At 34.1% G+C, this 11,936-nt stretch carries 10 protein-coding genes; 6 read left to right on the forward strand and 4 right to left on the reverse strand.

From position 1 onward, the window contains the following. Positions 1–115 precede the first annotated feature (115 nt). On the reverse strand, positions 116–1,168 hold the full coding sequence (locus ACEN2K_RS13115) for an NAD(P)-dependent alcohol dehydrogenase (RefSeq protein WP_441759788.1): 1,053 nt from the start codon (positions 1,166–1,168) through the stop codon (positions 116–118). 116 nt (positions 1,169–1,284) lie between these two features. Beyond that, positions 1,285–2,535, reverse strand: coding sequence for an ABC transporter permease (locus tag ACEN2K_RS13120; protein ID WP_441759789.1), 1,251 nt, complete (start codon positions 2,533–2,535; stop codon positions 1,285–1,287). A gap of 196 nt (positions 2,536–2,731) precedes the next feature. Between ACEN2K_RS13120 and purH the strand changes: the two genes are divergently transcribed. The 6 genes from purH to rodA all read left to right on the forward strand — a co-directional run bounded on the left by purH (position 2,732) and on the right by rodA (position 9,973). Further along, a complete protein-coding gene (gene purH / locus ACEN2K_RS13125; RefSeq protein WP_441759790.1) occupies positions 2,732–4,258 on the forward strand; it encodes a bifunctional phosphoribosylaminoimidazolecarboxamide formyltransferase/IMP cyclohydrolase in 1,527 nt (508 codons plus the stop codon). A 54-nt stretch (positions 4,259–4,312) separates the two neighbouring features. After that, on the forward strand, positions 4,313–5,341 hold the full coding sequence (locus ACEN2K_RS13130) for a rod shape-determining protein (protein ID WP_187009493.1): 1,029 nt from the start codon (positions 4,313–4,315) through the stop codon (positions 5,339–5,341). Between the two features lie 106 nt (positions 5,342–5,447). Further along, complete coding sequence (gene mreC / locus ACEN2K_RS13135) at positions 5,448–6,275, forward strand: rod shape-determining protein MreC (protein WP_441759791.1); 828 nt, start codon at positions 5,448–5,450, stop codon at positions 6,273–6,275. Continuing rightward, positions 6,268–6,774 (forward strand): rod shape-determining protein MreD, encoded by a 507-nt coding sequence (locus ACEN2K_RS13140; protein WP_441759792.1) that lies wholly within the window; start codon positions 6,268–6,270, stop codon positions 6,772–6,774. The genes mreC and ACEN2K_RS13140 overlap by 8 nt, the downstream gene beginning before the upstream one ends. Continuing rightward, a complete protein-coding gene (gene mrdA / locus ACEN2K_RS13145) occupies positions 6,771–8,720 on the forward strand; it encodes a penicillin-binding protein 2 (protein WP_441759793.1) in 1,950 nt (649 codons plus the stop codon). Before ACEN2K_RS13140 ends, mrdA begins: the two co-directional genes overlap by 4 nt. A 17-nt stretch (positions 8,721–8,737) precedes the next feature. Beyond that, the gene (gene rodA / locus ACEN2K_RS13150) at positions 8,738–9,973 is read left to right on the forward strand and encodes a rod shape-determining protein RodA (RefSeq protein WP_441759794.1); all 1,236 of its coding nucleotides are present in this window, start codon (positions 8,738–8,740) and stop codon (positions 9,971–9,973) included. 1 nt (position 9,974) lies between these two features. Here the strand turns inward: rodA and ACEN2K_RS13155 are convergent, their stop codons facing one another. Further along, entirely contained in the window at positions 9,975–10,799 is an 825-nt protein-coding gene (locus tag ACEN2K_RS13155; RefSeq protein WP_441759795.1) for a DNA/RNA non-specific endonuclease, read from the reverse strand. 18 nt (positions 10,800–10,817) lie between these two features. Continuing rightward, a complete protein-coding gene (locus ACEN2K_RS13160) occupies positions 10,818–11,924 on the reverse strand; it encodes an ABC transporter permease (RefSeq protein ID WP_441759796.1) in 1,107 nt (368 codons plus the stop codon). Positions 11,925–11,936: the final 12 nt, after the last annotated feature.

The raw sequence follows: 11,936 nt of genomic DNA on the forward strand, positions 1-11,936 counted from the left end.
CTGAAAGTAAAAAATCCCAAGAAAATTAATTTCTTGGGATTTTTTTTTACCCTATAGGGAATTCAAAAAGGGTTAAAACCTCTAAATTCTAATTGAATCTCCTTTTATTTCTCCTTTATTTCTCTTTTAAAGAAGCCATATCAATTACAAAGCGGTATTTAACATCACTTTTATTCATACGATCGTAAGCTTCATTAATATAATCCATATCAATAACCTCAACATCGGATGTGATATTATGTGCAGCACAATAATCTAACATCTCTTGTGTTTCGGCGATTCCACCTATTAAGCTTCCCATTATACTTCTACGCTTCATAATCAAGGTGATAGCAGGAACTTCTGCTGGCGCAGTAGGAACACCTACAATAATCATAGTTCCGTTAGTCTTTAAAAGGTTCAAATACGCATTGTAATCATGTTTTGCTGAAACGGTATTTAAAATAAAGTCAAAACTATTCGCTAATGAATCCATCGTTTCTTCATTTGAAGTCAAAGCAAAATGATGAGCTCCTAATTTCTTGGCGTCGGCTTCTTTAGAAGGAGAATGACTCAACATCGTCACTTCGGCACCAAAGGAAACGGCAAATTTAACCGCCATGTGACCTAAACCGCCTAATCCTAAAACTCCAACTTTATGACCTTTTCCTACTTTTAAATAACGTAATGGCGAATAGGTTGTAATTCCTGCACACAACAAGGGTGCAACTCCAGAAAGTTCTAGTTTGTCTGAAATGTGTAAAGTGTAATTTTCATCGACAGTAATACTAGTAGAATACCCACCATATGTAGGTGTATTTGTGCCTCTTTCATAACTGTTATAAGTTCCAGTCATTCCTTCTTCACAAAATTGCTCCTCTCCTGATTTACAACTTGGACAAGTTCTACAAGAATCAACAAAGCAGCCAACACCTGCTAATTCTCCAACTTTAAATTTGGTTACTCCACTTCCTACTGCTGTAATCCTTCCAACAATCTCGTGTCCGGGTACTAATGGATAGATTGCTGGTCCCCAATCTCCTTTTGCTGTATGTATATCAGAATGACACACACCACTATACAGTATTTCAATTTGTACTTGTTTCTCTCCAATATCCTTTCTCTCAAAAGAATAGGGTTTTAAAGGCGTTTCAGCATCGTATGCAGCATAAGCTTTTATTGCGGTCATATTTTTATATTTTTAGTTTAGCTAAAATTACAAAAAAGAGTTCCCTCAACTGTTAAGAATATAATAAATGAATCCCCTCAACACTTTATAAATACAACCTACGTAGAATTAAGCTATTACATCCCCGTTCTAATCGCCTCAACAGGATCTAGTTTTGAAGCCGTAATTGCAGGAAGAATTCCAGATATCAATCCTATAAGTGCCGCTAATCCCGTTCCTAATAATACATTCCCCATACTCAATACAAATTCAAAATCAAGAACGTTTGTTAAAATCAAGGCTATTATCCAGACTAAAATTAAACCAATTACACCACCAATTACAGATAGAATTACCGCTTCGAATAAGAATTGAAATAATATGAATCTATTTTTTGCACCTAAAGACTTTTGAATTCCTATCAAGTTTGTACGTTCTTTCACAGAAACAAACATGATGTTAGCGATTCCGAAACCACCAACAAGCAATGAAAATCCACTTATAATCCACCCAACAAAATTCATTTGACCAATAATTCCATCAATTAAATCTGTAAAACCAGACAACACATTAATAAAGAAATTATCAATTTCACCGGCTTTAATCCCTCTAACCGCTCTTAACTTCTGTGACACTTCGGCTTTATAAGCGTCCATATCGACACCTTTTTCAGGCTTTAATAATATGACTGGTGTCATGGAATCATTATTGTCTCCATAAAGTCGTCGCAAGAAATTAACTGGGATATAAACTGAAGTATCATCACTGTCACCAAACATTCCTTCACCTTGCTTTTTTAACACCCCAATTACAGTAAAACGCTGACCATACAAACGAATATTTTGACCTATAGGATCACTATCTTCAAAAAGCCCCTGTGCAATTTCATATCCTAAAACGATAACCGCTGTTCCTGAATTAGATTCTGATGCATTATAAAATCGACCTTTTTCAAATTCTAATCCTTGTATATCGATAAATTCATTAGAAACAGGAACAACATTTACATCACTGACTAATTTAGATTCAAAACGGATACTTTCCCTTTTTACAAAAAGCTGAAAAGCCACCTCTTCAGTATTATTTAATGAACTTTGTAAATAGGTATATTCATCATATTTTACATCAGGAAATTGTTGTCTTTTCCATTGTGGAATTTCTGATGGACCAAAAGAAAAACGCATCAAATAAATGGTGTTCTTATCTAAACTACTCAAGTCTTTTGTGATTTTTCGATCTAAAGAATCCACAGCAGCCAGTACCGCAATTATGGATAAGATCCCAATAGTTACCCCGAGTAGCGAGAGCAGTGTACGTAACTTATTGTTCCTTAATGCATTTATAGCAAAACCAAAACTCTCTTTCAATAATCGAAAATAGACTAGCATAATATTGTAATTTCTGTTAAAGTAAAATTCTATAATTTAATCTCTAAAACCTAATGAAAAAAACATTCGTTATGATTCTAGAGCATGATTCTGATTCTCAAGTAAAATATGTATAGTAATACAAATTATCTCTTTTTGAAATAGCCCAATTTTCACTTTAAAAAACTATTTTTGCATTTTATAATTATAACTACACATGAGCACAACTAAAACAATTCAATCTGCATTAATTTCAGTCTTTTCAAAAGAAGGCCTCGAACCTATTGTAAGACTACTAAACAGTCAAAATGTTACACTTTATTCTACAGGGGGAACTGAAGATTTTATAAAAAATCTTGGAATTCCAGTTGTAGCCGTTGAAGACGTCACTTCTTATCCCTCAATTTTAGGTGGTAGAGTAAAAACTTTGCATCCAAAAGTTTTTGGCGGAATATTAAACCGTCAAGACAACGAAAGTGATGCACAACAAATGAAGGAGTTTGATATCCCTCAAATTGACTTAGTAATTGTTGACTTGTATCCGTTTGAAAAAACAGTGGCTTCTGGCGCTAGTGAATCAGATATAATTGAAAAAATAGATATTGGTGGTATTTCTTTAATCAGAGCTGCTGCAAAAAACTTCAAAGACACAGCAATTGTAGCTTCTGTTGATGAATACAGTGTTTTATTAGACATGATTACGAATCAAAACGGGGCAACAACGCTAGCTGATCGTAAATTATTAGCAACTAAAGCATTTCATGTTTCCTCACATTATGACACAGCGATCTTTAATTATTTTAACACAGACGAAACTGTTTATAAAGAAAGTATAGCTGATGGTCAGGTATTACGTTATGGAGAGAATCCACATCAAAAAGGGTTTTTCTTTGGCGATTTTGATGCGATGTTTAACAAAGTGCACGGAAAAGAATTATCATATAACAACTTACTTGATGTAGATGCTGCCGTAAATTTGATTAATGAATTTAAGAATGACGGACCTACATTTGCCATTTTAAAACACAACAATGCTTGTGGTTTAGCTTCAAGAGATACAATTAGTGAAGCATATAACGCTGCATTAGCTTGCGACCCGACATCTGCTTTTGGAGGTGTATTAATTTCGAATACTAAAATTGACGTAGCAACGGCAACAGAAATTAACAAGTTATTTTGTGAGGTAGTTATCGCTCCAGAATATGACGCAGATGCGACTGCGATACTTCAAGAAAAGAAAAACAGAATTATTTTAATCCAAAATGATATGGCTTTGCCGGCAAAACAAGTGAGAACATGTTTGAACGGATTGCTTATTCAGGAAAGAAATAATATCACAGACAATAAAGACGATCTAAAAACCGTTACCCTAACAAGTCCAACTGAACAAGAAATTCAAGATTTGATTTTTGCTTCTAAAGTGTGTAAAAACACTAAGTCTAACACAATTGTTTTTGCAAAAAACGGAACACTTATTTCATCAGGAACAGGACAAACTTCAAGAGTAGATGCTTTGTTACAAGCAATTGAAAAAGCGAAAACATTTGGTTTTGATTTACATGGCGCTTCCATGGCTAGTGACGCATTTTTCCCTTTTCCGGATTGTGTAGCACTTGCAAAAGAAGCAGGAATTACAGCTGTAATTCAGCCAGGAGGATCAATTAAAGACCAGTTGAGCATCGATTATTGTAATGAAAATAAACTTGCAATGGTATTTACAGGAACACGTCATTTTAAACATTAATTTGTTTAACTTTGTAGGCTCTTAATTTTTAACTTTTAAACCCCTAAAAAACTTATGGGATTTTTTGATTTCATGACTGAGGATATCGCGATAGACCTTGGTACCGCTAACACTTTAATCATACATAATGATAAAGTTGTAATTGACAGCCCATCAATTGTTGCTAGAGATAGAATTTCTGGTAAAATAATCGCAGTTGGTAAAGAAGCCAACTTGATGCAGGGTAAGACACATGAAAACATTAAGACAATAAGACCTTTGAAAGACGGTGTAATTGCTGATTTTGATGCTTCAGAAAAAATGATTAGTATGTTTATCAAAAGCATACCTGCATTGAAAAAAAGAATGTTTACTCCAGCACTGCGCATGGTGGTATGTATTCCTTCTGGAATTACAGAAGTGGAAATGAGAGCTGTAAAAGAGTCTTGTGAGCGTGTAAACGGTAAAGAAGTTTATTTGATTCACGAACCAATGGCAGCAGCTATAGGTATTGGAATTGATATCATGCAACCAAAAGGAAACATGATTGTTGATATAGGTGGTGGTACCACTGAAATTGCAGTTATTGCATTAGGCGGAATTGTTTGTGATAAATCAGTAAAAATTGCTGGTGATGTTTTCACAAACGACATCGTATATTACATGCGCACACAGCACAACCTTTTTGTAGGTGAGAGTACTGCTGAAAAAATTAAAATCCAAATTGGAGCCGCTATAGAGGATCTTGAAACTCCACCAGAAGACATGTCAGTTCAAGGTAGAGATTTATTAACAGGAAAACCAAAGCAAGTTGATGTTTCTTACAGAGAGATAGCTAAAGCATTAGACAAATCTATTCAAAGAATTGAAGATGCAGTAATGGAAACCTTATCTCAAACACCTCCTGAATTAGCAGCAGATATTTACAATACAGGAATCTACCTTGCAGGTGGAGGATCTATGCTTAGAGGACTTGATAAAAGAATCTCTCAAAAAACAGATTTACCTGTATACATTGCTGAGGATCCATTAAGAGCTGTTGTTAGAGGGACAGGTATGGCGCTTAAAAATATTGGAAAATTCAAAAGTATCTTGATAAAATAAGATTCCCATTGGCTACTATTTCATTACACTTTTTAATTTATTACTTTAAAGTCTAATGAAATAGCAGCCAAGGTATCTTTTTCAAATAATATAATAACAACAAGAAATGCAGCAAATATTTAATTTTATATTTAAAAACAGTAATAGAATACTGTTTTTGCTGTTATTATGCATTTCGTTATTACTCACTATACAATCCCATTCCTATCACAAAAGCCGTGTAATTAGTTCGGCTAATTTTGTTAGTGGTGGTGTTTATGAAAAAGTGAATAATATAAGTGAGTACTTAAACTTAAAAACTCAAAACGATGCTTTAGCTATTGAAAATGCAAGACTGAAAAGTCTTCTATTTAATACTAAGGACACTTTAAAAATTAAGAATTTTGAAAACCTTAAAGGTTCACTTCCAGGTGACATTGTTGTTTCAAAAGTAATTCACAACTCCTACAACGTTCATGAGAACTTTTTAACTCTAAATTCTGGATCTCTACAAGGAATTAAACCAGATATGGGTGTTGTCAATAACTTGGGGATTGTAGGTATTGTTGATAAGACATCTGCGCATTATGCAACTGTTGTCAGCATTTTGAATGTGAAATCACAAATTAATGCAAAAATTAAAAAATCAAATCACTTTGGTTCTCTAATTTGGAACGGAAGGAGTACAGGATTTGTTCAATTAATTGATGTACCAAGATTAGCTGCCATAAGAAAAGGGGACACCATAGTGACTGGTGGACAGTCGGTTATTTTTCCTGAAAATATCAACATTGGTACTATTGATAAAATTGAAATTGATAATAAAACTCATTATTACACCATAAATGTTAAGCTTTTCAATGACATGACTAATTTAGGCCATGTTTATATTATCAAAAGCGAAAACAGAGACGAACTTAATAATTTAGAAAAAACTACGAAAAAAAATGAATAGCACTTTGTTAGGCAATATTTCTCGGTTTATTTTATTATTAGCCGTCCAAATAATAATTTTTAACAATATGAATTTCCTGGGTTTTATATTACCCTTGCCCTACATATTGTTTATTATTTTATATCCTGTAAATGGAAACAAGTCTGGTCTTTTACTAGCTAGTTTCTTACTGGGACTTACGATGGATTTTTTCTCTAATTCGGGAGGAATTCATGCTACGGCCTGTCTCGTACTTGCGTACACAAGACCATCAATTTTTAAATTTTCATTTGGTGTGAGTTATGAATACCAAACCATTAAATTAAATGATGTTTTAACACCAGAACGTTTTTCATTTATACTACTTTCTGTTATTATTCACCATTTTACCTTGTTTATACTAGAAGCTTTTCAGGTAAGTTTCTTTCTAGACATTTTAATACGCGCTTTATTAAGCACCGTATTTACAGTAATCAGTTGCATAATTATAATATACCTTATTAAGCCTAATAAACGATGAGAAAACTACTGCTGCCTTCTTTAATTATTGTTGCAGCATCCTTGCTACTAATTCGGATTTTTTATTTGCAAGTTATCAATGATACTTTCAAATTAAAATCAGAAAACAATGCCATTAAAATTAAGTATGACTATCCCGAACGAGGATATATATACGATAGAAATGGTAAGTTATTAGTAGCGAATCAGGCTTCTTATGACATCATGGTAATACCTAGAGAGTTAAAAAATATTGACACTTTAGAATTTTGCAAATTACTGAACATTACCAAAGAAGATTATATTAAAAAAATCGCGAAAGCTAAAATATATAGTCCGCGCTTACCTTCTGTATTTTTACCTCAATTAAATAAGAGTGAGTTTGCAGCATTTCAAGAAAAGATAAGAAAATTTGAAGGTTTTTATTTCCAAAAAAGATCTTTGAGAGATTACGAAGTTGATTTTGGAGCCAATGTTTTTGGTTTTATTACACAGGTTAACGAAAAGCTCATCGCAAAAAATCCTTACTACAACAGTGGTGATTTAATTGGTCGCCAAGGTGTTGAGGAAAGTTATGAAGAAATATTACGCGGTATAAAAGGAGTTAAGTATTTCCAAAAAGACAAATATAATAGAGAAATTGGCTCCTATAAAAATGGGAAATATGACACTATTGCTGTGCAGGGTGAAGACATTAATCTTAGTCTCGATGCCGAACTTCAAAAGTACGGAGAGCAACTAATGATTAACAAAAGAGGTGGAATTGTAGCTATTGAACCAAAAACAGGAGAAATCTTAGCTTTAGTTACCGCACCTTCTTACGACCCTTCGATTCTAGTAGGAAGACAGCGTTCTAAAAATTACACTTTATTGTATCATGATTCTATCGCAAAACCACTTTATGACAGAGGATTACTAGCGGAATACCCTCCTGGATCCCCTTTTAAAATCTTAACAGGATTAATTGGACTGCAAGAAGGTGTTGTCGATGAACAAACTTCCTTCATGTGTCATCATGGTTTTAGCTACGCTAGAGGACGTTTTATGAAATGCCACGGCTTTGGCCCCCACAATCTTAATAACGGAATTTACAATTCTTGTAATACCTATTTTGCCAATGTCTATATGCGTACGATTAACAAATACGTAAAACCTGCCTATGCTGTGGATGTCTGGAGCAAACATGTTAAAAGTTTTGGTTTAGGTGATTTTATGGGATATGATTTGCCAACAGGGAAAAGAGGAAATGTACCCGATTCAAAAACATACAAACGCATTTATCCTAATGGTGGCTGGAGAAGTACAACTATAATTTCCAATTCTATAGGACAGGGAGAGGTTTTAATGACTCCAATCCAATTAGCTAACATGATGGCTACTGTTGCTAATGAAGGTTACTATTACACTCCTCATATCATCAAAAAGATTAAAGGAGGAAATATTGATCCTAAGTTTACTGAGAAGCACGTTACTACAATTGATAAAAGATTTTACAAACCGATGATTCAAGGGCTGTTTGATGTTTACAATATGGGAACGGCAAGAGGTTTACGTGTAGAAGGAATTGATATTTGCGGTAAAACTGGTACAGCTGAAAATTTTGCGAAAATTGGAGGTAAAAGAGTCCAACTTCAAGATCACTCTATATTTGTTGCCTTTGCACCAAAAGACAATCCTAAGATTGCAATCGCTATTCTTGTTGAAAATGGAGGGTTTGGAGCAACAATTGCAGGACCGATTGCTAGTTTAATGATAGAACGTTATTTAAGAAAAACTATCACAAGAACTGATTTAGAAACACGAATTTTAAATACTAGTTTAAGAGACAGATATGCTATCTTAGGTGGAATGAAAGAAGCGAGTGCCATTGAAACAACACCTAAGGACACTATTCGTAAGCCAATCAAAGCTGTTTCAAATATAAAAGCTGTTCCAAAAGTAAAAATTGACACAACTAATCAAAATTAAATAGAGATTCATTCCGAATGAAAAATCAAAGCGTTAAAAAAAATCTTGACTGGTCTTGTATCATAATCTACTCTGCTTTAGTAGTGATGGGATGGTTGAACATATACTCCTCGTCCTTATCATCAATTGAAGATACCTATCAAAAACAGCTTATATTTATTCTATTAACGATTCCATTAATTTTCATCATTCTAGCCATCGACGGTAAGTTTTATGAAAAATATGCGAGTATCATTTTTGGAATCTCCTTATTATCTCTAGCGGGCTTGTTCCTTTTTGGAAAGACAATTGCCGGACAAAGATGCTGGTATGCTATTGGTGGATTTACATTACAACCCTCTGAGTTTGCCAAAGCAGCAACATCACTAGCTTTAGCCAAGTATCTCAGTGATTCTCAAATAAACTTAAAAGAAGTCAATAGACAGATACAAGCCTTAGCCATTGTTTTTCTACCTGTATTGCTAATTTTACCACAACCTGACCCAGGGAGTGCCCTTATTTATAGCATTTTTATTATAGTTCTGTACCGTGAAGGTCTGCCATCTTGGTACGTGTGGACTGGCTTTGTAACCATCTTACTATTTGTGCTTACTTTAGTATTAGAACCTTACTACGTTATTTTAATTGCCTTACTCGTTATATTAATTGTTCATTTTAAATCACGATTAGGAGATCGAAATATTGTACTGAGTAGCATCCTTTTTGTCATTATTTCAGGCTTTGTGTTATCAGTTAATTACGTTTTCGAAAATGTATTCAAACAGCACCACCGCGATCGTTTCAATATTTTATTGGGTAAAACAGTCGATTTAAAAGGGATTGGATACAATACCAATCAGTCTGAAATTGCTATTGGATCTGGAGGATGGATTGGAAAAGGATTTCTGGAAGGAACACAAACTAAAGGTGGTTTTGTACCTGAACAACACACCGATTACATCTTTACCACTGTAGGTGAAGAGTGGGGTTTTGCAGGATCTTTAGTTGTTATTGGCCTTTTTGTAGCTTTGCTTTTAAGAGTAATCTATTTAGCTGAAAGACAAAAAACAAAATTTAGTAGAGTCTATGGCTATTGTGTAGCCGGAATACTATTTACACACTTTTTTGTAAATATCGCCATGGTTGTAGGTGTATTCCCAACTATTGGAGTACCACTACCCTTCTTTTCATATGGAGGTTCTGGTCTTTGGGGATTTACTATTTTACTTTTTATTTTCCTAAAAATGGATGCCAACAAAGTAAATGAATGGTAGTTTAATTAAAGATCCAGCCACTATAGTCAGTGTTTCTCTCTAATTTATTTTCAACAGTATCATCAAGTTGTGGGAAAAAATCAATTCCTGTTAATTGCTCAATCTTATCCACAGCTACTACATAACTATATAAGGGTTTTTCACTCTTTGCATTTGGAATAAGGAATCCTATCATTTTGTAATTACCATTAGATCTATTCAATAGGATTTTATAGAAGAATTTAGGAATACTAACTTTTTCCTTACCAATAGATTGAGATGAATTTCCAAGTACACCCGCAGTTACAACATAAAGACCATCATATTTAACGGCCCAGTAGCGCACTTTTTGCTCTAACCTATTCCAAATTCCTGCGTTAAAGTCATGATCTTGAGGAGAAATATTTGAAGTGTAAAAAGTATCATTATAGGCATTTTTATCAAACCCCATATCTCCAGCGGGACAAAGATGTCCTTTATCGTAACCAGAATTCTTATAGTTTCTCCAATCAGCGGAAGCGCTTTTCACCTTCGGGTCTTCAATAAAATACGGTCTTTTAAAATTGTTATTTACCACATACTCTTTCTTCAGTTCATAAGCCAACCACTCTGCTTGTTCAGCTTTTTCATTGTAAGACAACGTATAAAAAGAATGCTTTATTACTTGATTTGACGAAGAAACTGGTAAATAGGAATCTAATTCATCTGAAAGCTTTAAGGATTGCTTATTTGTTCCCACTATAGCTGTTTCTTCTATAGGCACTGTATCAATTCCGCTTTCTTTTTTACAAGAAGTTACAATTGAAAATGTACAAAATAATAGCAATAGAAGCTGTGAAAATCTCATGTGGAAATTTTTAATTTATTATTCTTTTACATCTAATGCATCTCGCAATGCATTACCCATCATCATGAAAGCTAAAGTTAATGACATAATAGCCAAACCTGGCACCATCGCTAAATAAGGTTTCCCAAGAATGATGTAACTGTAATGGTCTTTTATTATACTACCCCAGCTAGGAATTGGCGGTTGTGCACCAAGTCCTAAAAAGCTCAAACCACTCTCAACTAAGATAGCCGAAGCGAAATTTGCAGCAGAAATCACAATAACTGGCGCCATAATATTGGGTAGGATATGGTTAAATATGATTCGGAAATTGCCAAAGCCTAATGCCTTCGCTGCAGTAACATATTGCATCTCTTTTACACTAATTACTTGACCACGCACTACACGCGCCACTTCTACCCACATCGTTAAACCTACTGCAACAAATACTTGCCAAAATCCTTTTCCAAGTGCAAGTGTAATCGCTATTACCAATAGTAAGGTGGGAATGGACCAGATGATATTTACAATCCACATAATTAGTGCATCTATCTTACCTCCAAAATAACCACCAATTGCTCCAAAAAATATTCCTACAATTAATGAAATAACTACTGCTACAATACCGATGGATATAGAAACCCTAGAACCAATAAGCATCCTGCTTAACAGGTCCCTGCCGTACTTGTCTGTACCTAAATAAAAAGTCTTTTCTTTAATGTTATCCTTTACTAATGAAGTACTTGAAACATTCTCGCCAAAAGCAGATAAATTAGCTTCTTTGATGATATTTAAAGAGGGCTCTTCAGAGTACTCTACGTAGTGAATAGTATCGTTTTTTATAGTATAACTTTCAATAGGCACCTCTGTAACCGAATTTGGAAAACCAAAAAAATAATTATACAAAGTGGCGTTGGGTTTTTGACCTACAGGTATTAAAAGCATTTTTACTTTAAAACCTGGTGGCTTTGAATGAACCGACAGGTGCATCTGATTTGCATTTTCCGAATTATCCGGAGCTAAAACATAAGCAAATACTGAAATAAAAATTAAGATTAGGATAAAGCCAAAACTAAAAACGCCCCAAAAATTCTTTTTGAATTTTTGGAGCGCAATAGCCGTTAAGGATTGTGTTGTATTGTTCATTTAAAAAAAACT

Origin of the sequence: Flavobacterium sp. W21_SRS_FM3 (assembly GCF_052113625.1) — a bacterium.
GTDB lineage: Bacteria > Bacteroidota > Bacteroidia > Flavobacteriales > Flavobacteriaceae > Flavobacterium.

Coding starts and splice junctions, on each gene's coding strand:
- mreC (WP_441759791.1), top strand. CDS start 5,448: ATGCAGCAAATATTTAATTTTATATTTAAAAACAGTAATAGAATACTG.
- ACEN2K_RS13140 (WP_441759792.1), top strand. CDS start 6,268: ATGAATAGCACTTTGTTAGGCAATATTTCTCGGTTTATTTTATTATTA.
- ACEN2K_RS13130 (WP_187009493.1), top strand. CDS start 4,313: ATGGGATTTTTTGATTTCATGACTGAGGATATCGCGATAGACCTTGGT.
- ACEN2K_RS13155 (WP_441759795.1), bottom strand. CDS start 10,799: ATGAGATTTTCACAGCTTCTATTGCTATTATTTTGTACATTTTCAATT.
- purH (WP_441759790.1), top strand. CDS start 2,732: ATGAGCACAACTAAAACAATTCAATCTGCATTAATTTCAGTCTTTTCA.
- rodA (WP_441759794.1), top strand. CDS start 8,738: ATGAAAAATCAAAGCGTTAAAAAAAATCTTGACTGGTCTTGTATCATA.
- ACEN2K_RS13160 (WP_441759796.1), bottom strand. CDS start 11,924: ATGAACAATACAACACAATCCTTAACGGCTATTGCGCTCCAAAAATTC.
- ACEN2K_RS13115 (WP_441759788.1), bottom strand. CDS start 1,168: ATGACCGCAATAAAAGCTTATGCTGCATACGATGCTGAAACGCCTTTA.
- mrdA (WP_441759793.1), top strand. CDS start 6,771: ATGAGAAAACTACTGCTGCCTTCTTTAATTATTGTTGCAGCATCCTTG.
- ACEN2K_RS13120 (WP_441759789.1), bottom strand. CDS start 2,535: ATGCTAGTCTATTTTCGATTATTGAAAGAGAGTTTTGGTTTTGCTATA.